Consider the following 25,133-nt stretch of genomic DNA (forward strand, 5'->3'; position numbering starts at 1 on the left):
CTTCATAGCTAGCTTTCCATAATCAGCTTATTGTGCGGGTGCTTTATGGTGTCCACGCTCAAAGTTTCCCTTGGCGTGATGTCTTTTTGAATGTTGATCGCCTTTGCCGTGAAATTTACCGGCAGCGCGAAGTTCCTTACGATCCAGCGTGCCATCTTCGTTGCGGTCGAGAACGGCGAATTCCTTTTCACGCTGCTTCTGAATTTCATCGAGCGTAACTTTGCCATCGCCATTAATATCCAGACGGCGCTCCATCCGATCGGCCGCTCTTTTTACGATGCGCTGAAGGGCTAAAGCTTCAATCTCCTCACGCGATAGTTGTCCATCGCCATTGGTATCGGCAGATTTAAGTTCATCCATTCGCGAGTATTTGTTAAGATCAATCGGAGTTCTCTTTCCGAATTTCCCTTCATCTTGTGTAATCTCGGACTTTTCTACAGAGTTTTCGACGTTATTTGCACTATTGTCTTGCGCAAAGGCCGAGATCGAAAGAAAAGAAGTGGTGATTGCGGTAATAACAAAGATTTTCGATCGCATGTTTATTAAACTCCATTACGCTACAAAAATTATCGTCCGAAGACGTGCTGTAATATTAGGCATATTAAATGAACCCGATATGAATAGGCCAATTAATATTTTGTAATGTAAACCCATCATGAAGAGGATTGCTTTTGCGCGACGACGCGTTGTCGGAAAATTGAGAAGAGGCCAGCGCCCACCACGATGATTGCGCCCAGAATAATGTTCCAGGTCAGCGTTTCGTGGAAGATGAAAGTGGCGATGAAAGCACCAAAAACTAGTTGCAGATAGGTGAGGGGCTGCACTTCCGAGGCTTCCAGTACTTCATAGGCTTTGATGAGGCAAAAGTGACTTGAAATACCGCAAGCGCAAAGGGCCGCGACCCAGATCCAGTCCTTTGGTGCAATTGGTACCATCTGAAAAAGCCCGGCGACCGTAAGTACAAGGACACCGCCAACGGCCGTATAGAACAGACTCGTGACGGATGAGTCAGTCTTGCTCACTGCTCTGGTTGCGACCGAATAGATGGAAAACATTACCGCCGCAGTTAATGGTAAGAGCAGGTTGAGATCAAATGACGCTCCCGTGGGGTTGATAATTAATAAGACGCCCAAAAATCCAGCAACGATGGCGCTCCAGCGGCGCCAGCCGATCTTTTCTCCGAGGAAAGGTACGGAAAGCATTGTGATGAGCAAGGGAGCGATTTGAATGATGGATTGGGCCATGGCGAGCCCGACCAGAGTGAGCCCGTAAATGAAAATAACAATTTCTGTTGCGAGCAATGCGCCTCGAAAAAGTTGAAGGAAAGGTCGAGTTGTAGCAGCGACCTTTAAAATCCCTCCTGACCGCATAGCCAAAAAGATGACAAACGCTGTGAAAACCCAATAACGAATCATCGTAATAAATATGGGCGGATAATGCGTACCAAGATATTTGGAAACGCCGTCTTGTGCAGCAAAAATGGTTGCAGCGAGAAGGGTGAGGATGTAGCCACGGGACTTAGTCATGCCTCATACTTAGCCGGGCTCTTGATCTTCGGCTATGGCTAATTTGTTCCCCACAACTTTAATATCAATTTAAGCGGTTACAAAAACGCTATTTCGAATGAAATAGCTTGCCCAAGCGCTAAATATGACGTCTGAAATGCGCAGAAACGATTGATTTTATGACAAGTTATCAACAATCCACTGTAAATTTGTTTTTGTTGATTGCACATTCCTCTGCGAATGGTTATAAGCCGCTCGCTTACTGATTTGGGGCGTAGCCAAGCGGTAAGGCAGCGGTTTTTGGTACCGCCATTCCCTGGTTCGAATCCAGGCGCCCCAGCCAGCATCATTTAGGTCAAGTAACGCCTTATCAAGTAAAGACCTTATTGATCTTACTTCACCTTTCTCAAAGCGGTAATCTTCGTTTTTTGATTCGCCAAATGTGCACTTAACTGTAGCACGGATTATGCACGTGCCGATTCGTCGACTTTTCTTACCGGATCTAATAAGCATTTATGGCTGGTCAGATATTAGGTCCATAATCTCAGCAGTGTGGAAAAGTTTTTTTAATGGCGTCGATTGCCTGTTGGGAGGAGCCTAACGGGTTCACGTTCTTGATTAAGGCAGGGTGCCAGAGAGGGGTACAGCTGGCTCAACTATCAAACGACGAGCATCTTCGATTATGGGAACCCGGAATTGAGCTACGGCCAAGTCAAGACTGCGGGTCGGTCTAATCTGTGCTGCGCTCAATTTATTGAGCATAATATGCGCATTTTTACCGTCCTGAAGATTTTGATGTGTGCGCCTTTTAGTGGCGTATATCAGTGATGATAGTGAGAAATATCGGCAATGGGATAAAGATTGTCGCAGATTTACCGCATTAGGTCCTATATTGCACCGTTGACTCTAAAACTTGAGTTCGTCAAGAAGGCAAGATGTGTTCGAAAATCTCTCATGGAGCTCAAAACGTGCAAAGCAGTATTCTTAATCAGAGGCGTCGATGAGCGTTCAATTGCAACATGATGCACAAGGCGAGGCCAGCGTGGTTTCTCATCCGAACTCTGGCCCTAGAGCTGCGCTCCGGGATGTTTCAGAGGCTTTAGTCAAATATCGTCTGGCATTAGTGTTTGGGTGGCAGGATGTAGCGCAGCGATACCGGAGATCGCGAGTAGGGGCATTCTGGCTGACGCTGAATATGGCCGTACTGATCGGTGCGTTGGGAATGATTTTCGGCACCCTTTTTGGGGCTGATATGCGTGTCTTCCTACCATATTTGTGCGCTGGTATGGTCACGTGGGGATTTATATCCACATCGCTTTCGGACGGTTGCACTGCCTTCAGCGCCTCTGATGGTATTATTCTTCAGGTTCGAATGCCGTTATTTACGCATATTTTGCGGGCCTTGTGGAGAAATGTGATCATTTTCGGACATAATATTCTGATTTTTCCGGTTGTGATGTTATTTATGGGGCAGGGGTTTAACCTCAATGTGTTGTGGTCAATTCCCGGTTTCCTTTTGATTAGTTTGAATTTGGCGTGGATGATGCTGACCTTGGCGATATTGTGTGCAAGATTTCGCGATATGACCCAAGTCATTACAAATATACTTCAGGTCTTGTTTTACGCGACCCCGATAATGTGGATGGTTAAAACTCTGCCAGAACATGTGTCACGAGTTTTTATTGATCTGAATCCATTTTATCATTTCATTCAGCTCGTGCGAGCGCCACTGTTTGGCGAAATGCCTGAAGCTGTAAATTGGATCTATCTTCTCGTACTTGCCGTTATTGGATGGACATTTACCATCCTGTTCTTTGGCAGATATCGCTGGCGCGTAGCTTATTGGCTGTAAAAAATGACTCTTATTCAATTATCTAATGTCGGTGTCGAATTTCCGATATATAATTCTTCTAATCGTTCGCTGAAAAACCGTGTTCTGAATATTGCGACCGGAGGCAGAATCGAGCGGCGAACCGATAGTTTAGTCATCGTCCGCGGACTGGACGATGTGTCCTTGAGATTTGAAGAAGGGGACCGTATCGGGCTGATCGGGCATAACGGTTCCGGCAAAACGACATTGCTTCGCGTGTTGTCGGGTATTTATACACCAACGCAGGGGACAGCTTTAATACATGGCGCTTGCGTTTCGTTGATCAATATCAGTCTTGGCATTGATCCGGATGCGACGGGACGGGAGAATATTCTGCTTCGCTCGGCAATGATGGGTATGCATCCTAAAGAGATAGCAGAAAAATTCGAGCAAATTGCAGAGTTTTCCGGGTTAGGGGAATTTCTGGATATGCCGTTCAGAACCTATTCGTCAGGGATGCAATTGCGACTGGCCTTCGCAACATCGACCTCGGTTAGTCCTGAGATTCTTATTATGGATGAATGGCTTTCAACAGGGGATGAAGACTTTAAGGAGCGAGCAAATAACCGTATGCGCGATCTGGTTGAATCCACCAAGATTCTGGTTTTAGCCAGTCATTCAAAGGATTTGCTGAAGAAGAACTGTAATAGGATCATTTGGCTTGAACACGGACGTGTAAGAATGGACGGTTCACCTGATGTAGTCTTGCCTGCTTATTTTGGCTGAATTTTTTTTCTATCGTACCAATACTGATAATATATTTAAAAATTTGAAACTCAGAACGGGTCGATGGCGCGTATAGCGTCATCGCACCTCCAATAATATCATAAGGACCAAATTATGAAGGTCACGTCTGAGAACAAAAGTGTAATCGATAAAGAAAGCTATAATACTGATAACGAACTCATTGTTGATATTGTCAGCAGTTTGAATATTGGAGATGAGTTTTTTTGGACGCCGGACCGGCTAGTGCCATTTGAGCACTGGGTCGGCCATATTCCTTTCATATTCTGGCTCGTGAAAGTGGCAAAGCCAGAACGCTTTGTTGAATTGGGAACGCATAGGGGAAACTCCTATTGTGCGATGTGTCAGGCGGTGGCTGCTTTGCAGATTGCTGCGACCGGGACAGCCGTCGACACTTGGCAAGGCGATGTCCATATGGCCCGTGAAGAGGGACTGTTTGAGGAAATTCAAGCCTACCATAATCCCAGATATTCCAGTTTTTCGACCTTGCTGCGAGCGACTTTTGATGAGGCAAGGCCTTATTTCGCTGATCATTCGATCGATTTGCTCCATATTGATGGGACGCATACCTATGACGCAGTTCGACATGATTTTCAGCACTGGAAATCGGCAATGTCTGATCGTGGGCTTGTGCTGTTTCATGATATCGAAGTGCGCCGCAGTGACTTCGGTGTGTGGAGGTTGTGGGAGGAACTGAGCGCAGAGTTTCCCTCAATAGCCTTTCGACATAGTCATGGGCTTGGGGTGATTGCGGTGGGAGCAAAACAGCCTGCTGAGGTGGAAGCCCTTTTCAAGTTTGCAAAGCAGCCGGAGGCAGAAGCTCGTATCCGATCACTCTTTTCTTCGCGGGGATCGGCGTTGGTGAACCGACTGCTTCTTTCGCAAACGAGGGAAGGCTTTGCGCAACATGTCCACGCGGCTGAGCAGCAAGCCCAGCTTCTGCAGACACAGGTCGATGAAGCTCGGACTCGGATTGTGCAGCTGACCGAGGAATTAGAGCAGGCCAAGCTTCTTCAAGCGCAGGTCGATGAGGCTCAGTCTCAGCTGGCGCAACTGACTGATGAAATGGAGCGGGCCCATAATAAGCTGGCCGATGCGCAAGCCAAAAACGAACAGCTTGATGTCGAACTCAATTTGCTCGCTAGCGAATTGCAACAAGCTCGGAACGATGTCACAATGCAGCGACGCAGAACTCAGAGTTTTCAACAGCAATTGAATGACGAAGTTCTGGCGCGTAAGAATGTTGAACACTCGTATAATACGATAGTCTCGAGCACTAGCTGGAGGCTTACCTCCCCTTTGCGAGCAATCCTGTCACGGATGCCGAGGGCGTCCCGGTTTGGCCGTAGAGGATTAAAGGCTATTTGGTGGACAGTTTCGGGACAATTGCCAGCGCGCATTCGCGCGCGAGGAGCGGCACAGAAGGCCGCCCTATCACAAGGCGAACTGAAGCGCTCGACCAATATCTTGTCTATTCCTTTGCAGTTCATTGAGCGCGCGGGAGGTATGAGGTCCGCCTCGCGCATTGCCTATGGGGTGTTACAGCGGGAGGGGATTCGCGGGCTATTGGTGAGGATACGCCGATATAAAGATCGGGCCGTGAGACATCAATCTCAGGCGAGCTCTAGCAGCAGGCTAAATATCGTTCCTTATTATCTTGATCCTAATCCACACCAAAAGGCGCCGGTGGTGGATAAAGACATGCAATTGGCGGTTCATGTCCATCTGCACTATATCGATATGCTGGAAACTATTCTGGAGCGGCTAAAAAATATTCCTGTTCCTTTTGATTTATACATTTCAATTAATACATTTAAGGATCACAAGGAAATTCATTCTGACTGCGTTTCTTATCTCGGAAATCTACGCAATATCTATATTGAGAGAGTTCCTAATAGGGGGCGCGATATAGCTCCAATGATTGTGCAGTTTGGAGAAAGACTGTCCCAATATGATGTAATCGGTCATTTTCATACAAAGAAAAGCCCGCATAACGTTTCATTATCAAGTTGGTCTGACGAATTATTCAATATACTGCTTGGTAAGAAAGATGATGATACTTATACTGTCGGACAGATTCTCAATCTGCTCAAACAGCGTGCTAAGATTGTCTTTCCGCAGGAATCGACGCGAATAGTAAAAACGCCAAATGGATGGGGCGATAATTTTGATATTGCTCGCGATTTGGTAGAGAAATATGCAAAGTTTTCGTTTGATGAAAATTTGCAGATCGCCTTTCCTGAAGGATTTATGTTTTGGGCTCGCGGTTCTGCCTTGCGCGAGTTTTTAAATCTTCCCTTGTCGTTTGATGACTTCCCCGTGGAGCCAATTCCGAGCGACGGGACCATAGCTCACGCTTTAGAACGGCTAATTCTCCCATTTGCTGAGCAGTCGGATGGTGAATTTATTCGTTTGTATCAAACGGATTCCATCAAGGATTATCGATATTTTGAGAACCAGAAAGACTACGCTGCCGAACTGGAAAACTCTGACGTAAAAGTACTTTCTTATTATTTGCCTCAGTTCCACCCAACGCCTGAAAATGATGAATGGCATGGGACAGGCTTCACGGAGTGGACCAAGGTCAGGGCTACCAATCCGTTGTTTGAGGGCCATTATCAGCAACATATCCCGCATAGGGATAGCGGATACTATATGCTCGATAATCCGGATATTCTGCGCAAGCAGGCCGAGCAAATGCGCAAATCCGGGGTCTATGGGCAGGTTTTCTATCACTACTGGTTCGGGGGACGCATGATCCTTGAAGAACCGGCGCGGATGTTGTTAGAGAATAAAGATATTCCGATGCGCTTTTGCTTTTGCTGGGCCAATGAGAATTGGACTCGACGTTGGGACGGAAATGAAAGCGAAATATTGCTTGGACAAAGCTATTCCCCTCAAGACGCAAAGGCTTTCATCGATTATTTGATCCCATTTTTTAAAGATGAAAGGTATATTAAAAGCAACGGGAGACCATTATTATTCGTATATCGCCCATCTCATATCGAAACAGCGCAGGACTATGTTGCGATCTGGCGGGAAGCTTGCAAGGCCGCCGGTCTCAAAGAACCTTACGTGGTCGCGGTCCTCACACGTGGTGCAACGGATCCGCGTGAGTTTGGGATGGATGCTGGTGTTGAACGTGTCCTACATGACTGGACGAATGGATGCGTCCCCGACATTAAGGATAGGTTGAAGCAATATCTACTCATGAAGGGCAGCGTGTTGTCTTATCCCGAAGTAGCGGAATTTTATAGCGCTCAAAAGGATCCAAAGGACTACACCTACTTCCGGTCTATTGTTCCGATGTGGGATAATACCCCTCGCTATGGCGTGGAAGGTATAATGCTGCATGGCGGCACACCGGTCGTTTTCCAGCGTTGGTTGGAAAACTTGATCGATTATAGCCGTAAACATCTGTCGACCGACGAACGCTTCGTTCTGGTCAATGCGTGGAACGAATGGGCGGAAGGCGCTCATTTAGAACCAGATACCCGACATGGTTACGCTTATCTGAATTCAGTTGGTCGTGCGCTTACAGGTACGCCGTATTCTAGTCTCTTCAATGAAGAAGCCGCTTTGGGGCCGGACGTAAAGGTTCTCCTGTCGATACCCGAAATAGTCATCGATAAACTTGATGCAGATCCAGTACTTTTTGAAAAATTCGTTGGCTGTCTGAATAAATCAACTCTCTTTGAAAAAGCGGCTGTGTCCACCACAGCGCCGGGTCTATCAAAGCTGGTCGGCAAGTGTGTTCCACTGGAAGGAAAACCTGATTATACGATCGAATTCCGTGCGCCATGTCTTTTTGCGATCACGACTCTTGAGAAGATGCTCCGAACAGCGGTAAAATCAAATTCGGCGGTAATTCCAAATACTTACGGTATGGATGGACCGTTTGCGGAAGTCACTGAAAACGGGTCTACAAATTGGGATAACCTGTATCTATCTCCGATGATTGCCATTCCAAGCTCTGTTTTAAATGACGGATTTTCCAATATCCGAATGAGGACAGACGCACGTTGTTTTGTAACATGGCCAAGCTCCACCAAAGTGAACAAACGCCCTAGGGTGAATACGATTATCCGTATTCACAATTTGGCGGATTTCAACGAACTCAGAAATGCGCTCTATTGCTTGTTGGCGATGGTTGGTTGCAATGTTTCCCCGCTCATAGCAACTCAGGATCTGACCGCAGATCGGCGCGCTGAACTAAACGACCTTTTGTCGGAATTCTGTTGGGGGTCGTATTCTCAGCCAACAGTGATGGAATTTACGTCGCCTGACGGAATATCTGATATGCGCTCTAAGATGCTCAGCGAAGCGCTAAAATCTTTGAAAACGGGGTATGCTGCGTTTCTGGATTATGATGACCTTATTTTTCCGAGTGCTTATAAATGGTTGATCGATCGGTTGCGTCAAACAAGAAAAGCGGTTTCATTCGGTCGTGTCTATGTTACGCGCTACGAGACAAAAAGACAGGTCTTTATCGATAGGGCAAAAGTTTACGAATACGGTTATTCGTACGACGAGTTTGTTAGAGATAATCACGCGCCAATTCATAGTTTCATTATAGATTTGGATCGAGTGGACGTATCGAACGTGACGTATTTTGACGATCATAAGTATATGGAAGATTATTACCTTATGCTGCAATTGCTGACACGCGAGAATGCCGATTGGCAAAGCTTAAAGGTCAATAAATATATTGGTGATTATATTCATGCTACCGATAGGGCACATACATTAGCATTGATGTGCGATACTGAGAGAAACAGCAGACTCAAAGATGAAGACTATCGACGTTGTGCTGAAAGAATTGAAGCACTGCGGAAGGATCTGCTTTCCCGAACGGCATAGAAAACGTTTACGCTAGGCGGATATTAGCATCTGCGCTAGTTGCAACGCCAGTGATCTAGTTCGTCTTGTGAAAGAGCATAGGGACAAAGGGCACAGGGACCAGGCCATTGATATGGCTTTAAGATAGTATTTTAGGTCAGATTTCTTTGAAATGGCTAAAGCATTGATACTATTATTTATAGGCCAGCTTAAAGAAGCGGTTGCGCTTCACCGCTGGCCTTCTCAGTGGATCGGAGCTTACTTCAATATGGACTTGTCAAAGAAATAGGGCAGTACGAAACGACGTACGGTTGTGGTGCCCCGAAAACGGTGTGGTAGTCGTGTTTACCACACCTTTAACCCGTGCGTAAGGAAAAATATTCCGGCGGACTTCAGGAATAGTTGAATATGTTTGAGGCCTTTACGGGCTGCGTTTCCTCCTTCGTGAACGATCTCAACTGTTGGCACATAGGCAATGCTGCAAATATGGCCCGCCCTGAGTGAAATATCGAAATCCTCAAAATAGAGGAAATACCGCGGGTCGAAGCCTTTTAGTCTAGAAAAAACATCTCCCCGGAAAAACATGAAGCAGCCACTGACGACGGGCGGATCCCAGTAAACTGCTGCGCCGGTGAATTGACGCATTTCATATTTCTCAAGTCGTTTGTGGAATAAGTCTCGCACAGGACCGGGTGCAAACCCTCGCAAGAAGAGATCGAGCAGACTGGGATATTGTTTGTACAAAAATTGTTTGCGACCATCGGGATATGTCGCAGACGGTGTGAGCAGGCCGCACTGTGCCTCCTGCTCCATAAATTTGATAGCTTCCTGTAGTGCCGAAGGTGCTAATTCCACGTCGGGATTTAAGACAAGATGATATCTGCCGATAGCGTTCGCTAAAACAATGTTGTTGGCCCGGCCGAAACCGACGTTACCTTGCCCGTGAATGATTTTTGTGGGGATAGCCGAGAAAACAGAATGTCCGTCTTTGTCAATAGATAGTTCTGGTGAATTATCTACAATGTATAGTTGTATTCGGTTATCAGAAGGAAGTCTTTCGGCAGCCAGCAAAAGAGAATCGAGAGTTTTAGTCAGGGATTCCGAGTTGGGCTTATAAAGAACAATGCAGATGGAAAGTGTTATACTCATTCTGATTTTACGCCCTATTATCCCTTTTCGCGTGGAATTTTCCCATCTGCCCTTTTAGTCCGTGGAGAACTCCCAGCGACATCATCTTTGCATGTTCCAGCCGGGGAGTGGTCATCAAGCTGTAGAAGGCAAATTTTCTTAGCAGGCGAAACCCATCGACAATCTTCCAGTCATTACGAAGCCAAGATTGACGGTAAAGCCAAACGGCATTTCTAAAATGATAATAATGCCGCAATGGGCTATGAACGGGTATATATCGACCTCTGAAATAGATAGGCTTGTCCCCGAGTTGATGTTGCATGAAGGCAGCGCAAACGCCTAGGGATTTAAAGCCTTGTTGCTGTGCACGCAATCCCCATTCGATATCGACATAATCAATGAAAAGCTCTTCCTGCATAGCTCCCACGGCCTCGATGACATCAAGAGGGATCAGGCAACCCGAAGCGATCAGATAATCGACGTTGACAACGGGCGTATCAGTCGAACATCTTTGGCGTTGAATGCGGAAATTTTTGATTTGTATAAAGGGCACGGGATTTTGTTGTCTGGGATCGTCATATCTTGGTCCGGCACAGGCGATCTTTGCGCCCGCCGTGCGAGCTGTTTCGATTGCCTTCAGCAAGGCGCTTACCATATTGGGGCTGGGGATACTGTCTTGGTCCAGCAATAAAACATATTCGGAGTTGCGCTCCTGCGCGCGACTTATGCCGACATTTTGTGCTTTCTCAATGCCGAGATTGTCATGGAGTGGAATGTATTCCACCTGATTCCAATTAGAGTGTAGCCAGGCCGACAAGTCATCGGACGAACTGTTGTCTACTACGATCAGATGATCGAGTTGAGACTGGATGGCTCTGAGGAGTTTTGCCAGTGCATTTCGTTCTGGATTATAGGTGACGACTATGCCGCTCACTTTAGGCGTCATAAGATCGTCAGTCTTGTTTGCGCACAAGGGGGCAGAACTCCTGATATTTGCGTTTCTATGTTTACAATCGGTTCGCAGTTCAGCTAGTTGAATAATATCTCACTGCAAGTTCGAGTATCGTAATTGTCGCCAAATGTTGGTCAAAATGCAAAGGCATAGTTACCATCTGGAAATTTTTTAAGGAATGTTGGATGAAGGGAATAATCTTGGCAGGCGGTAGTGGTACACGCCTCTATCCTCTTACGATCGCTGTTTCCAAACAAATTCTCCCAATCTACGATAAGCCGATGATCTACTATCCTCTGAGCGTTCTTATGCTCGCGGATATTCAAGACATTTTAATTATCTCGACACCTCACGATTTGCCTTTATTCCAGAAGCTGCTCGGTGATGGACGTGACTTTGGCGTGAATTTCTCATATGCCGAGCAAGCGCATCCGAACGGGCTGGCTGAAGCATTTATAATCGGAAAAGAGTTCATTGGCGATGATAGCGTGGCCATGATTCTTGGTGATAATATTTATTTTGGTGACGGGCTTTCAGAACTATCGCAGCTCTCTGCGAAACCTATGAAAGGTGGTACTGTTTTTGCTTATCGTGTAGACGATCCTCAGCGCTATGGCGTTGTTGAGTTTGATAACAAAACAGGGCAGGCAATATCGATTGAAGAAAAGCCGGTAAAGCCCAAATCACATTGGGCTGTCACGGGCCTTTATTTTTACGACAATCAAGTTGTCGATATTGCAAGTTCGATTAAACCATCTGCTCGCGGTGAGCTTGAAATTACCACGGTCAATAATGTCTATCTTGAACGTGGCGAACTGAACGTTCAGCGTTTTGGGCGCGGATATGCTTGGCTCGATACCGGAACACATGACAGTCTTCACGAAGCATCGTCATTTGTTCGAACCATTGAAAAACGTCAGGGCATCAAGATAGCTTGCCCAGAAGAGATTGGTTTAGATAAAGGCTGGTTGGACAGTGAAGCAGTGCTTGAACGTGCGGCCAAGCTTGGTAAGACTGAATATGCTGCATATCTTCGTCGCCGTGTTGATGAGCTAGGAAAAGAATAAATGGAAGTCCGGTCTTTGGGTTTAGATGGTGTTTTTGAAATCAGCCCACGTAAATTTGGTGATGAACGGGGCTTTTTTTCTGAGACCTATAATGCGAAAGCATTCGGCGAAGCCGGTATCGATCTGACTTTCGTTCAAGATAATCATTCTTATTCGGCGGCCAAGGGCGTTGTACGCGGGCTTCATTATCAGTTACCTCCGTTTGCGCAGGACAAATTGGTTCGCGTCACACGCGGCGCAATTCTCGATGTCGCTGTCGATATCCGCAAAAATTCGCCTAGTTTCGGGAAGTGGGTTTCTTTGGAAGTCTCAGCCGATAAGTGGAACCAGATTCTGGTCCCCAAGGGCTTCGCGCACGGCTTCATGACGCTCGAGGAGAATACGGAAGTTATCTATAAGGTGACAGATTATTACTCTCCTGAACATGATCGTTCGATCCGATTTGACGATCCTGCTATTGGTATTGATTGGCCCTTTCCATCTTCAGGCGTCCAGCTCTCTGACAAGGATCAGAAGGCGCCGCTTTTTGCTGATGCACAAGTTTTTGATTGAGGGATAATATGAACATTCTTGTTACCGGCGGTGCGGGTTTCATTGGTTCTGCAGTATGCCGCCATTTGGCCGCCGATCCGAAGATCAATGTTATTAATCTCGATAAGTTGACTTATGCGGGCAATCTAGCTTCTCTTCGCCAAATCGAAAACCACGCTAACTACAGCTTTCTACACGCTGATATATGCGATGATGCTTGTGTTTTGGAAGCTCTGCGCGCTAACGAAATAGATGTCATCATGCATCTGGCTGCTGAAAGTCATGTCGACCGTTCGATTGACGGTCCGGGCGCATTTATTGAAACGAATATTGTCGGCACATTCCGCTTGCTCAATGCGGCGCTCACTTATTGGCGAGAACTGTCTGAGCCGCGCAAATCGGCTTTTCGTTTCCACCATGTTTCGACGGATGAAGTGTTCGGCGATTTGCCTTTCGATAGCGGTATCTTCACAGAAGAAACCCCTTATCAGCCGTCCTCGCCTTATTCGGCTTCAAAGGCGGCTTCTGATCATCTGGTTCGCGCATGGTATGAAACCTATGGGTTACCAGTCGTACTTTCGAATTGTTCCAATAATTATGGACCATTCCATTTCCCGGAAAAACTGATCCCGCTCGTTATTCTAAATGCGCTCGAAGAAAAGCCGTTACCGATTTATGGGGCAGGGGCGAATGTGCGTGACTGGCTCTATGTTGAGGATCATGCCCGTGCATTGGCATTGGTTGCGGCGAAGGGCAAATTGGGTGAAAGCTATAATATCGGCGGGCGTGCGGAGCGTACCAACCTTAATGTGGTTGAAACGATTTGTGCTATTCTCGATAAGAAACGGCCTCGCGCAAACGGTAAGAGTTATAGCGAACTGATCACGTTTGTCACTGATCGTCCCGGTCATGACCGTCGCTATGCGATTGACGCTTCCAAGATTGAACGGGAACTTGGTTGGAAACCGCAAGAAACTTTCGAGACCGGATTGGAAAAAACCATTCAATGGTATCTCGATAATGCGTGGTGGTGGGAGCCGATCCGCAGCGGTACTTATTCTGGTGAGCGTCTAGGAAGCATGCCAGCTGAAGAGATGAAGGCATGAAAATCGTTATCACAGGACGGGAAGGGCAGGTTGTCCGAAGCCTTGTTGAGAAAGTATCTCAACGTCCCGATCTGGAAGCGATTGCGTTGAGTCGTCCCGAGCTGGATTTGACAAAGCCCGAAACGGTTCATAGAGCGATTGAAGCAATCAAGCCCGACCTGGTTGTCTCCGCTGCCGCTTATACGGCGGTGGATTTGGCTGAGGATGAGCCTGAGCTAGCCTTTGCGGTGAATGCCGCTGGTGCCGAAGCAGTTGCCCAAGCGGCGAAAGCTTGTGGTGCTCCCGTTATCCATCTCTCGACGGATTATGTTTTTGCAGGCGACGCAGGCGGCGCTTATGTCGAAACGGATGCAACCGGTCCCCATAGCGTCTATGGGCGTTCCAAGCTTGAAGGTGAGCGTTTGGTGGGGCAAGCCAATGCCCGGCACATTATCTTACGGACGGCGTGGGTCTATAGTCCCTTTGGCAAAAATTTCGTCAAGACGATGTTGAAGCTTGCAGAAACGCGGGATGCTGTCTCGGTTGTTTCTGACCAGAAGGGCAATCCGACCAGTGCGCTTGATATCGCTGATGCGATTATTCGGGTGGCGGACCATTTGGCGGCAGCATCAGACTTTTCAGTCTGGGGCGTCTATCATCTAGCTGGTACGGGCGACACGAACTGGAGCGACTTTGCACGCGCCATATTTCGTGAAAGTAACCAACTTGGCGGACCGACAGCGGTTGTTACGGATATTACGACAGCCGACTATCCGACTAAGGCCGCACGCCCGGCGAACTCGTGCTTGTCGACAGCCAAATTCCAGCAAGTCTTCAACTGGTCGGCACCGCATTGGCAAATATCATTGCGCGATGTGGTGGCGAGACTGATTTAGCGTTTGACGTGAACTCCTAATGCCGCGTCGTGTTTGTTGATCGATGCGGCATTTAATGGATTTTTCGGTACAGCGTTATTTAGCGTATCTTATTGAAAATGTTGGTGGGTGATACAGGGATCGAACCTGTGACCCGCTGATTAAGAGTCAGCTGCTCTACCGACTGAGCTAATCACCCACTTACTAGACCAAGAACTATGCCCAGCGAAGTGAGCGGTTCTATACCGGTCCTATGCCCGCCTGTCCAGTCTACAATCGTAAAAAAATCAAAAAATATAGACGTATTTTTTGTGTTGGCAAACGCGCAGTCATTGCGATGAAATTGCGTTGAAAATGTCAATTGTCGATCAGGCTTTCGATTGCAAGAAGGTGGCGGAAGTCAACTTGAAGCCGTTATTGTTTGCGGTGCTCGGCGATTCGGCACCCTGAATTTCAGTTTGTCAGGATCTAAGCATCGCCGCCAGTCAGTAGCTATTGCAATAATGAGCATAGAATTGACCAGATCGGTCATTATTTTTCGCTAAACATATTTTCATACTGTATGTGTTTGAACGCGCTTAATGCGGCTGAACAGGGAACATGCATCGGATTCCTTTTTGGAAATGAATAGGTCCAGATGGCCTATATCGAAATCCGGTTTGCGGTATTTGAGGACGGAATGGAAAGTATCATCAGCGATGTTGGTCAGTTTATTTCTGATCATCGGGCATGGGCCGGGCCAATTGTAGGCATTATATCTTTTGGCGAATCGCTTGCAATTATCGGAATGTTTATTCCGGCTACGCCAATTATGATCGTCATCGGTGGATTGATCGGCGCAGGCATTATTGAGCCTATCCCTGTTATTATTGGTGCAATTATTGGTGCCGTGATTGGTGATATTGTTTCCTATTTCCTCGGCTGGTGGGTGGGGCGCAACATAATTCATAAATGGCCGCTCAATAAACACCGCAGTGGTGTTGCGCGGGCGCGTCTATTGTTCCGTCGTTATGGTTTTATGGCGGTCTTTGTCGGGCGTTTTTTTGGTCCCATTCGCTGCACAGTACCTATGGTTGCAGGGATGATGTCGATGGATCAAACCCGTTTCCAAACGGCAAATGTTCTATCGGCCATGGTTTGGGCGCCAGTGATGTTTCTACCGGGATGGCTTGCAGGACGCGGGGTTGGCAGTTTTTCTAAGCTGAACGGTGATCACATGTTCTGGATCGGGGTCGGCATCATGGTCGTGACCGTTATCGCGACAGTGATTGGAATACGCTACTTTAAGGCTCGCCCACGGAGAATACGCAAACGGCGCGTCGATATTTCGCCTGCTGAATAGAAGGCTTGCGCGAAACTTATGTCTCTGTAAATAATAAGTTCAATATGTCATCGTAGGCATTCTATTCTTTGTGAACGACGAAGCCACCGCGGCTTTTTAAAAGGATTGATCGGCATTATGCCCGACGATAATTCTGACGATTCGTCTTCCCGAAGTCCCACGCCCGGTAAAGGGGCATTGGGCGCGGTTGATTATTGGTTTTTTCCGCTAGTTACATTGTATAGCTGTGCAGCTGTGAGGCGCGCTGGCGTAAGCTCATGCGCTTTCCGCTATCGGCATTTTTCGTTGGTTCGATAGGAGCTCTTATCATGGATTGGTCCATGGACTGGATTGCCGACCCTAATGCCTGGATTGGCCTAGTTACGCTGGTGGTTCTGGAAATTGTTCTGGGGATCGACAATCTGGTTTTCATTGCAATTTTGGCTGATAAGCTGCCACCTCATCAACGAAATCGGGCACGCATTATCGGTCTCGCGCTCGCACTGGTGATGCGCCTCCTACTCTTGGCGTCAATTTCCTGGATCGTCACGCTAACGGAGCCGCTGATAACATTAGCTGGGCTTTCCTTCTCTGGTCGAGACATCATCATGCTGGCGGGAGGTTTATTCCTTTTGGCCAAAGGGACGATGGAACTCCATGAGCGGCTTGAGGGGGATCACGGTCCCAAAAGATCGCGGATGGTTCATGCAGTTTTCTGGCAAGTTATCGTTCAGATTGTGGTTCTTGATGCTGTGTTCTCGCTCGATAGTGTAATCACAGCTGTGGGAATGGTGCAGCATCTGCCGGTGATGATGATCGCCGTTATTATTGCGATTGGCGTGATGATGTTGGCGTCCAAGCCATTGATGGATTTCGTCAACAAACATCCAACCGTTGTCATTCTCTGCCTTGGCTTTCTTATGATGATTGGTTTCAGCCTTATCGTGGAAGGCTTTGGGTTCCATATTCCTAAGGGCTATCTCTACGCTGCTATTGGCTTTTCGGTACTTATCGAAGCAGCGAACCAGACAGCGCGTCGCAACCGCGAAAAGATGATCACTACCTATGATTTGCGCGAGCGTACTGCTGGCGCGGTGCTTCGGTTGCTTGGTGGTGGTCGAGATGATCTTCCGCTCTCAGATACGGTCGACGTTATTGCTCAACAAACGGCCGCTACTGACGTTTTCTTGCCCGAAGAAAAGGAAATGATCCGCGGTGTTCTGGATCTTGCAGAGCGCCCCGTACGCTCCATCATGTCTCCCCGCAACGAAATAGAATGGTTGGATTTGGATGAAGATGAAGCTGAGATTCAGCAAACAATTCGCAACTTAACCCATTCGCGCGTCATTGTTGCGCGGCGTCAAGTCGATGAATTTGTGGGGGTTGCACCGGTTAAGGATCTGCTTCTTTTCATGAGCGAAAATAAGTCAATAGATTGGGATGGGGTTATCAAACAGCCATTGGTCGTCCATGAGAATGCGAATGTTCTTCGGGTGATGGAACAGCTTCGTGTCTCAACGATTCAGCTTGCTGTTGTGGTAGATGAGCATGGCTCCTTCGAAGGTATTGTAACACCTACGGATGTTTTGGAGGCAATCGCTGGCGAATTTCCTGATGAGGATGAAGTAGCATCGGTCGCCGAAGCTGACGGCGAGGGCGGTTATCTGGTCGATGGTTTTGTTGATATTCGTCGGCTGAGCGGGCTGTTGGAGCGTGATCTTGTTGATGAAGGTGATCGCTATACAACCCTTGCCGGGTATGTCTTATGGCATCTTGGCCACATACCTAATGGTGGCGAACATTTTACAGCTGATGGTTTTGATTTCACGATTGAGTCAATGAATGGTCGCCATGTGGAAAAAGTTCGGATCAAACCTGTTCTCAATCCGGATCAGACCAACTCCTGACCGTGAGGTCTGTGAAGAAATCCTGTGGGATGGCGGAAGCTCGCAAAATATTTCGCTCTGAAATCTATGATCGCAGATGTCGGATATTGACTTTCACGCCAAAGCTTTACAAAAATTAACTATTATTCATCATTAGCAAATATCGAGATCGAATCGAGTGATTTGATACTTACGGGAAGATGTTATGCGGAAATTGAAGTTGGTGTGTGATAGGGCGAAAAAGGCGCTCCTGGCTGTGACCGCTTGTTTGGCACGGCCCTGGAATGAGATGAAGCTGAACGCCGAAGAAATCGCAAATCGACGCCGGAGCAGGGGTGAACGTGGGCAGCACAATTTTCTTTGGTGCTGGCAGCATCGCGGTTTTTGGTAATTTGATTTAAGAATGAATTGATTAGCGCTATTGGTTGATATGTCCAATTGGCGCATATTTGCAAAGCTGGAGTTTAAATCTCCGGCTTTTTGCTTTTCTCCTTATTGTTCCAGCGTAGGACGAATTGCGATTTTTCAAATACCAGCACCACTACCAATGAGATAGCAAAAGGTATTAGGAGATAAAGAAGGCGAAAGACTATAAGCGCTGCCAGCACATCGGCCTGATCCATATCCGGAAGTCCGGTTAAAAATATCAGTTCCAAAACGCCTAGTCCGCCGGGTGCATGAGAAATAAGCGCCGCAGAGAATGAGATTAAGAATATTCCAAGGATGATAATGAAGCCCGGATTGCCTGCTTCTGGCAGGGCAAAATAGATGATGCCGGCGGCGCCGACCAACTCCAAAGGCGCAACAATAAGCTGCTGCCAAACAACATTCAGACGTGGATATTCCAAGCGAAACTTGCCGATTTGCAGGGGCTTTAGTTGCAGCCAGCTTCCAAAAATATACAGCAAAATGAAAGCCAGCATGACCAGAGCAATGCTGATGGCGACGGTGGAGGTCAGTTCCTCATTAAACCGCATCAGAATTTGCGGCTCCAGTAACAAGACCAAGCTTGACGTGATTACGACGCCTAAAACAAAGGTGAAAGAGCAGAAGGCAATGAGTACTGCAATCTGGCTACCGGGCAATCCTTGCGAGGAATAGGCACGATAGCGCACAACGGCTCCAGAAACGACCGATGCGCCGATATTATGGGAAAGCGCATAGGTGGTAAACGAACATAGCGCGATGAAAAGCCACGAAATTTTTCGACGCAAATGCAGCAATGCAATGCGATCATAGCCAGCAAGCGATGAGTAGGCGAGAATAGCAGCAGCGGAGGCCAGAACCCATTGATGCATACGAATTGCATATAGGCTGTCCATAACGTCATCGAGGGAAATACTGCGTAGTTCGCGATAAAGAAGCCAGGCAGATATAGCGACAGCGCAAACGCCAATTACGGGCCAGAAAAAATCCTTAGCTTTCATAAATTGGCCACCGCACCTTCATCTGTTTCATATGCATGAATTCCACTCAATGGATTCGTTTGTTTGATAATTTCGCATCTCTTGCCGTGGCTGCAAGCTTTTTAATGACGAAATCTTTCACTTTGACATATTTAGTCGAACCCCTTGCACAATGCTCCGGAAAAATTCATTCGGTCGAGGCCTATGGGGTTTCGAAAGGTAAGAGAGTTAACTTAAAGCCGGGCAGAAATATTCTGCCCGGCTTGTTTGTTATTTTTGTAATGCGGTTTCTTCTTCTGCGTCTTTCTGAGCATCTTTGCGATGCTGCCACCAATCGCCCAATACGAGCAGGATTGGGGCTGCGATGAAGATCGAAGAAGAGGTTGCGACGACAATGCCGAAAAGCATCGGTACCGCGAAGTTGTTCACCGCACTTCCGCCCCAGACAGCCATAGGGAGCATGCAGAGGAATGTAGTGATCGATGTGTAAATACAGCGCACGAGCACCTGATTGATACTCATGTCGATGATTTCACGCAGCGACTTGGACTTATAAAGCCGCAGATTTTCACGCATGCGGTCGTAAACCACCACTTTGTCATTCACTGAGTAGCCAATACTCGTCAGAAGGGCTGCAATAGCGGTAAGGTTGAAATCTAACTGCAATAGAGCGAAAAAACCGACCATTTTGGTTGTATCGAGTATGAGCGTGACAATGGCACCCATCGCGAAAAACCATTCAAAACGCCACCAGAGATATAGCAGCATACCAAGTGCAGCGAGAACTACAGCGATAAAACCAGAACGGGCCAGTTCACCTGAAACTTTCGGGCCAACCACCTCGGTGCGTTCAATTTTTACGCCGGGATCAAGTTCGGTGACTGCATCGCGCATTTTTGCGACTGCAACGCTTTGTGCTTCCTCACCACCGTCCTGCCGTTGAATTCGGATCAGAACATGATTGGGGCTGCCAGCGCTTTGAAGAGCTACTTCGCCCAAATTGAGAGTGCCTAGTTTCTGGCGCAGTTGTGCAAGATCTGCAGGCTGAGAGGTGACAATTTCAGCCTGAATACCGCCCTTGAAGTCGATGCCGTAATTAAGGCCCGGCTTAAAGAACAGGAAGATAGATGCGATTGAAAGAACAATCGAAATACCAATCCCGTAGAAGCGGGCATTCATGAAGCTAATATTCGTCTTTTCTGGAACGAATTTCAGCAATGGCTCAATATGCAGTACTTTGAGTTTGCGGCGCCGCACACTCCACGCCATCACCATGCGCACAAGCGTCACACAAGTGAACATAGAAATTGCAATGCCGAGCATCATGGTAATCGCAAATCCACGGACCGGGCCAGTGCCGAACATGAACAGCAATATGGTAGAGATCATCGCGGTTACGTTCGCATCCACAATGGTCGAGAACGCCGCGTGGAAACCTTTATCCAAGGCAGGCATCGCACCTAGACCTTTTCGGGTCTCTTCTCTTATGCGTTCGTTGATGAGAATATTTGCGTCAACAGCAATACCGATACCAAGGATAATACCCGCAATACCGGGGAGTGTGAGGGTTGCGCCTATTAGGCTGAGTGCTGAAAAGGTGAGCAAAGTATGGAGCAATAGCGCAAGATTGGCGATAAGGCCCCAAAAGCCGTAGAGAACAAAAATGAATGCGGCAACAAGCGCAAAGCCGATTATACCCGTGATCAGCCCCATCTTGATCGCATCGCCACCAAGATCAGGACCGACGGTGCGTTCTTCAATGACTGTCAGCGGAGCAGGAAGCGCGCCTGCGCGCAAGAGTGCTGAGAGAACAACGGTATCCTGCACGGTAAAGCTACCGCTGATCTGCCCAGACCCACCAGTAATAGGTTCACGAATAACCGGAGCGCTAAGCACTTTGTCATCCAGTACAATCGCAAATGGTCGATTGACATTCTTGGTCGTGATATCAGCAAATTGACGGGCACCAAGGCTATCAAAACGGAAAGACACGATTGGTTCGTTGGTGCGCTGATCGAAACCAGCACGAGAATCGGTCAGGCGTTCACCGGAAAGCGCAACCTGATCCTCAATTGGATATTTGATGTTCGGATCGTTAGAATCTTCCAGAATAGACACGCCGGGAGGAGGTGTGTCGTTGGGATTTACATCCGCTACCATATGGAAGCTCATTTTCGCGGTGCTGCCCAAGAGCTGGCGTAATTCAGCTGGATTTTGAAGGCCGGGGAGCTGCACGACGATACGATCGGACCCTACGCGCTGGATTGATGGTTCGGCTACACCAACCTGATCAACGCGTTGCCGAATGATCTCAAGGCTTTGCTGGAGAGCTGCATCAAGCCGATAGTTAAATCCAGCTTCTGTCAGACTTAGTCGGATCTGGTTGTCATTGCTCGTGACATCAATGTCATTGATCGCAGTGCCGAAGCCACTGGTATTAACCTGCGAAATCAAAGTGCGAAGTGCTGCATCCGCTTTGGTGCGCTGCTCAGCATCGGGGATGGTGACGATAATTGAATCACCAACTGCACGAATTGATTGCGGCTGGATACGCTCGGCGCGCAACTTGCTGCGAGCGTCATCAAGCAGAGACCGCATGCGCTCTTTTTTGAGCGCGGCCGCGTCGATCTCAAGTACCAAATACGAGCCGCCGCGAAGGTCGAGGCCCAATGTTACCTGACGCTTAGGAAACCAGGACGGCATCGCCTCCAGTTGTTTTTGGGTGAAAAAGTTGGGTAAAGCAATAATGACGCCGATCAGTACAATCAGCCCATAAAGCACAGCGACCCATTTTGAAGTGCGCATGAATCCAGATTCCGGAGATTGGGAGCCGTATTCCTTTATTATATCAATAGTTTACGGCGCAGTTTGTCTAAAATGATTCAAGATTGGTCCCGGCCAATCAATTTGCATGTTCAAATGACATGCGGGGGTGCTCGAACATTTGTATGACTCAGGTGTGAACCGGTCATAATATAGACAGCCGGAGCGATTGGCGCTTGGCTAATATTGTTTAATTCGAGTTGTGCCAGCTTACCCAATAAGGCTTTGCCGCCTCCGGATGGATAGACGGACTGGCATTTCATCCAATTGGCTTCAGTAAGGATAGCCCGAATGGTTTGAGATGTTATTGCTGTTTGCTGGCGGGTTGGCAAACCAGATCTATCATTAATCTGGTGATCAGCCTTATGCTCAGATCCACGGGGTGGGTTATTATTGCCAATGGTGGAAAAATCCACGGCAAACATAATGGCCATAACAGAAAATACACAGCTCACGAACAGCATAAAACCATGCTGCCGGTTACGGCTTGTTTGCCGGTCGCGTGTGTCGGTACCGTTGGTCAAAATGCCCGGACTTCCTTTATGATTGCCACATTTGAGAGCAACTATAACACTCTTGAGAATCCTCATTAACCATTTGTGCCATTGGTAACAAGGAAATACTGTCGTTTGAAAAAAGGCTTTCCCCGTCGTCCACTTGTTCTATATGAATCCTGGGCGAAAAACGGATCGAATTTAAATTGCGCTATTTTATTAGATTACAAGCTTTCTTTTACGTTCTGGTTATGGCCGCGGCCATAGTAAGTGGAACATCTCTAGCAAAAGCTCCGGACACCACGCCGGATGCGCTAAATTTGATAGAGCAACATAAAACCTATCTCACGGAGGCGGAACAGGAAGTTCAGCTGATCCGTGAGCAACTACAGCAGCCAATCAATAATGACGAAATTCTCGCTGGTTTCCGGTTGCAGCTTGATGCTCTTGAGAAAAAACTTGCAGAAAATAATCAATCGCTGCGGGTGCGGCTGACGGAGGTAAACAGTCGCCTGGAACAGTTGGGTGCTCCTGCTGAAGAACAGGGCGAAGAATCGGCGATCGTAGCGGATGAACGCGCGCGACTGAGCGTAGAGAAAGCCGGGATCAGTGCGCTTTTGAGTGAATCCGACGATGCGTCGCTCGAATTGAAAAAAATGAGCACGCAAATTTCCGATCTTCGGCGTGATTTGTTCAAGACGACGCTTTCGCGCCGGGTCAGTTTTGACAATGCGTTCGGTTTTCACATGGTTAGGGCGGCTCAGAGCCAGCTTTCCGAGTTGGGCCATCGGATACAGGACTGGTGGCGCTTTGTTATGGCGAACAAACTTGGAGCCTTCCTGATCGCAACCTTGCTGGCAAGCTCAATAGCGCTCTTTATCGAGTTGTGGGCACGCAGATTACTTGGGCCGCTCTATTGGAGAGATCCTAAAATTGGTGCGCCCCCTTATCTAAATCGTTTGTCGGTAGCTTTTTGGTCGACTTCTATTCCTTCGGGCGCAGTTGCTAGTTTTTTAGTCATCACATTTTCGCTTTTTCAATTTTTTGGGGTGATCGAAGATGAGATCGCGATTTTGGCAAGAAGCCTTTTTATCGTGATCGGAACTGTATTTTTCATATCTAGGCTGGCATTCGTGTGCATTAGCCCAACCGCGCCATCGTGGCGGCTTTTGCCGATCGCTCCCAAGCCCGGTGCTGTGCTGGTGGGGCTTATAAGTTTTATAGCTGTTATCAATGGGATAGACTCATTTCTGAGTATCGTGAATCAAGTGCAGGCAGCACCCGTTTCACTGACCATGGCAAAGAGCTTTATTTTGACATGGTTGATTGGACTATTGGTCTTGACCATTGCATTCGTGAAGCCAGTGGAAGATGGCGAGGCCAGAAAGCCGTGGCCGCATTGGTTTAAACTGTTCCTGATTGCGCTTGGTCTGATACCGATAATAATAGCGTCGTTAGGTTTTATCGGTCTGGCCCGATTTATCTCACAGCAGATCGTGGTAACCGGTGCATTTCTTGTGGTTATTTATTTAGGGCTGCTGACCGGGCGTGCCATTTCGGAAGAGAGTGGTTTTCCGAACAGCCGGATCGGCAAGCTTTTACAAAAACGCTTCCATCTTGACGATAGTTCACTGGACCAACTTGGTCTTGTTTTGGGCATGTTGATCAACTTAGCGGTAGCGTTGATCGGCATACCGCTCGTACTTATGCAATTTGGTTTCCAGTGGGTAGAACTTAAAAACACGTTTTACCGCCTGATGACCGGGTTTCAGATCGGCGGTATCTCGATCTCTATGGTGGGGCTGCTAACCGGTATCGTATTCTTTATACTGGGCTTTCTGCTTACCCGCTGGTTCCAAAGATGGTTGGATAGTAAGGTTCTTGCCCGTGGTCGTGTGGATGTGGGGGTTCGTAACTCGATCCGGACGGTCATTGGTTATGTCGGATTGGTTCTTGCGGCGTTGATAGCGGTCTCTGCCGCTGGATTTAACCTTTCCAGTCTTGCGCTGATTGCGGGTGGTTTATCGCTTGGTATCGGTTTTGGCCTACAGAATATCGTTCAGAATTTTGTGTCTGGGCTTATTCTACTCGTAGAAAGACCCTTCAAGGTCGGTGACTGGGTGGAAGCAGGTGGTGTCAGCGGTACGGTGAAGAAGATCAGCGTACGGGCGACGGAGGTTGAAACCTTTCAAAAGCAATCGATTGTTGTGCCCAATTCCAGTTTGATCAATGGCAATGTCGGCAATTGGACATTGCGTAACAAGCTGGGACGTATCGAAATTAATGTGCAGACGGGTTACACGGAAGATCCGCGGCGGGTGCATCAAATTCTTACTGAAATCATCGCGGCGCATCCATCAATCCTGAAAAATCCAGAACCGTTTGTGGCATTTCAGAATATGTCGGAGATGGTGTTGGTTTTCGATATCTATGCGTTTGTTGCAGATATCACCTCCACTGGCGGGATCAAAAATGAGTTGCGTTTTCAGATCGTGGAACGATTCCACGAAGAAGGCGTCCATTTGGCTTCAACATTCAGCAATTTAGTGCTCGATCTTCCAGAGATGGAGAAATTAACCGATCGGGTAAAGCCAGCGAAAACCAAAG

The 25,133-nt window shown here is 47.6% G+C and carries 18 protein-coding genes, 2 tRNA genes and 2 pseudogenes; 13 read left to right on the top strand and 9 right to left on the bottom strand.

Annotated elements, in window-relative coordinates:
- Positions 1-27 precede the first annotated feature (27 nt).
- Positions 28-537, bottom strand: coding sequence for an EF-hand domain-containing protein (locus C7374_RS04600; protein ID WP_111574439.1), 510 nt, complete (start codon positions 535-537; stop codon positions 28-30).
- 116 nt (positions 538-653) lie between these two features.
- On the bottom strand, positions 654-1,526 hold the full coding sequence (locus tag C7374_RS04605; protein ID WP_111574440.1) for a DMT family transporter: 873 nt from the start codon (positions 1,524-1,526) through the stop codon (positions 654-656).
- Between the two features lie 247 nt (positions 1,527-1,773).
- Between C7374_RS04605 and C7374_RS04610 the strand changes: the two genes are divergently transcribed.
- From C7374_RS04610 to C7374_RS16570, 4 genes and pseudogenes are all read left to right on the top strand, one after another.
- Positions 1,774-1,848 (top strand) — tRNA-Gln (locus C7374_RS04610).
- Positions 1,849-2,505: 657 nt separating this feature from the next.
- Entirely contained in the window at positions 2,506-3,357 is an 852-nt protein-coding gene (locus C7374_RS04615; protein ID WP_111574441.1) for an ABC transporter permease, read from the top strand.
- A 3-nt stretch (positions 3,358-3,360) separates the two neighbouring features.
- Entirely contained in the window at positions 3,361-4,101 is a 741-nt protein-coding gene (locus C7374_RS04620) for an ABC transporter ATP-binding protein (protein WP_111574442.1), read from the top strand.
- Between the two features lie 114 nt (positions 4,102-4,215).
- Positions 4,216-4,755, top strand: a pseudogene (locus C7374_RS16570) (class I SAM-dependent methyltransferase); the annotation flags it as partial.
- 357 nt (positions 4,756-5,112) lie between these two features.
- Here the strand turns inward: C7374_RS16570 and C7374_RS16350 are convergent.
- Positions 5,113-5,370 carry a hypothetical protein gene (locus tag C7374_RS16350; RefSeq protein WP_245412580.1) on the bottom strand — a complete coding sequence of 86 codons (258 nt, stop codon included), beginning with the start codon at positions 5,368-5,370 and terminating at the stop codon, positions 5,113-5,115.
- A gap of 135 nt (positions 5,371-5,505) precedes the next feature.
- On the opposite strand from C7374_RS16350, the gene C7374_RS04625 reads away from it, so the two are divergent.
- A complete protein-coding gene (locus C7374_RS04625; protein ID WP_245412581.1) occupies positions 5,506-8,979 on the top strand; it encodes a glycoside hydrolase family 99-like domain-containing protein in 3,474 nt (1,157 codons plus the stop codon).
- A gap of 324 nt (positions 8,980-9,303) precedes the next feature.
- On the opposite strand, the gene C7374_RS04630 is transcribed toward C7374_RS04625, so the two are convergent.
- A complete protein-coding gene (locus tag C7374_RS04630) occupies positions 9,304-10,107 on the bottom strand; it encodes a glycosyltransferase family 2 protein (protein ID WP_111574444.1) in 804 nt (267 codons plus the stop codon).
- 7 nt (positions 10,108-10,114) lie between these two features.
- Positions 10,115-11,032: a glycosyltransferase family 2 protein gene (locus tag C7374_RS04635; RefSeq protein WP_111574445.1), complete on the bottom strand. Its 918-nt coding sequence runs from the start codon at positions 11,030-11,032 to the stop codon at positions 10,115-10,117.
- A 191-nt stretch (positions 11,033-11,223) separates the two neighbouring features.
- On the opposite strand from C7374_RS04635, the gene rfbA reads away from it, so the two are divergent.
- Genes rfbA through rfbD form a run of 4 tightly spaced genes read left to right on the top strand, consistent with a single transcriptional unit; the run spans position 11,224 to position 14,617 of the window.
- A complete protein-coding gene (rfbA, locus tag C7374_RS04640) occupies positions 11,224-12,105 on the top strand; it encodes a glucose-1-phosphate thymidylyltransferase RfbA (protein ID WP_111574446.1) in 882 nt (293 codons plus the stop codon).
- Complete coding sequence (gene rfbC / locus C7374_RS04645; RefSeq protein ID WP_111574447.1) at positions 12,106-12,657, top strand: dTDP-4-dehydrorhamnose 3,5-epimerase; 552 nt, start codon at positions 12,106-12,108, stop codon at positions 12,655-12,657.
- Positions 12,658-12,665: 8 nt separating this feature from the next.
- Positions 12,666-13,742, top strand: coding sequence for a dTDP-glucose 4,6-dehydratase (rfbB, locus tag C7374_RS04650; protein WP_111574448.1), 1,077 nt, complete (start codon positions 12,666-12,668; stop codon positions 13,740-13,742).
- Positions 13,739-14,617 (top strand): dTDP-4-dehydrorhamnose reductase, encoded by an 879-nt coding sequence (gene rfbD / locus C7374_RS04655; protein WP_111574449.1) that lies wholly within the window; start codon positions 13,739-13,741, stop codon positions 14,615-14,617. Before rfbB ends, rfbD begins: the two co-directional genes overlap by 4 nt.
- Positions 14,618-14,719: 102 nt before the next feature.
- Here rfbD and C7374_RS04660 read toward each other — a convergent pair.
- Positions 14,720-14,795 (bottom strand) — tRNA-Lys (locus C7374_RS04660).
- A 480-nt stretch (positions 14,796-15,275) separates the two neighbouring features.
- On the opposite strand from C7374_RS04660, the gene C7374_RS04665 reads away from it, so the two are divergent.
- From C7374_RS04665 to C7374_RS16355, 3 genes are all read left to right on the top strand, one after another.
- Positions 15,276-15,938, top strand: coding sequence for a DedA family protein (locus tag C7374_RS04665; RefSeq protein WP_111574643.1), 663 nt, complete (start codon positions 15,276-15,278; stop codon positions 15,936-15,938).
- Positions 15,939-16,246: 308 nt separating this feature from the next.
- Positions 16,247-17,824 carry a TerC family protein gene (locus C7374_RS04670; protein WP_111574644.1) on the top strand — a complete coding sequence of 526 codons (1,578 nt, stop codon included), beginning with the start codon at positions 16,247-16,249 and terminating at the stop codon, positions 17,822-17,824.
- Positions 17,825-18,008: 184 nt separating this feature from the next.
- Complete coding sequence (locus C7374_RS16355) at positions 18,009-18,194, top strand: hypothetical protein (RefSeq protein WP_111574450.1); 186 nt, start codon at positions 18,009-18,011, stop codon at positions 18,192-18,194.
- A 73-nt stretch (positions 18,195-18,267) separates the two neighbouring features.
- Here the strand turns inward: C7374_RS16355 and C7374_RS04680 are convergent, their stop codons facing one another.
- The 3 genes from C7374_RS04680 to C7374_RS04690 all read right to left on the bottom strand — a co-directional run bounded on the left by C7374_RS04680 (position 18,268) and on the right by C7374_RS04690 (position 22,556).
- A complete protein-coding gene (locus C7374_RS04680; RefSeq protein WP_111574451.1) occupies positions 18,268-19,230 on the bottom strand; it encodes a lysylphosphatidylglycerol synthase domain-containing protein in 963 nt (320 codons plus the stop codon).
- Positions 19,231-19,479: 249 nt separating this feature from the next.
- Positions 19,480-22,014 carry a protein translocase subunit SecD gene (gene secD, locus C7374_RS04685; RefSeq protein ID WP_111574452.1) on the bottom strand — a complete coding sequence of 845 codons (2,535 nt, stop codon included), beginning with the start codon at positions 22,012-22,014 and terminating at the stop codon, positions 19,480-19,482.
- A gap of 110 nt (positions 22,015-22,124) precedes the next feature.
- On the bottom strand, positions 22,125-22,556 hold the full coding sequence (locus C7374_RS04690) for a hypothetical protein (protein WP_146612708.1): 432 nt from the start codon (positions 22,554-22,556) through the stop codon (positions 22,125-22,127).
- 221 nt (positions 22,557-22,777) lie between these two features.
- Between C7374_RS04690 and C7374_RS04695 the strand changes: the two are divergent.
- Positions 22,778-25,126, top strand: a pseudogene (locus C7374_RS04695) (mechanosensitive ion channel domain-containing protein); the annotation flags it as partial.
- Between the last annotated feature and the right edge of the window lie 7 nt (positions 25,127-25,133).

Source organism: Falsochrobactrum ovis, assembly GCF_003259955.1.
GTDB classification, from domain to species: domain Bacteria; phylum Pseudomonadota; class Alphaproteobacteria; order Rhizobiales; family Rhizobiaceae; genus Brucella; species Brucella ovis_A.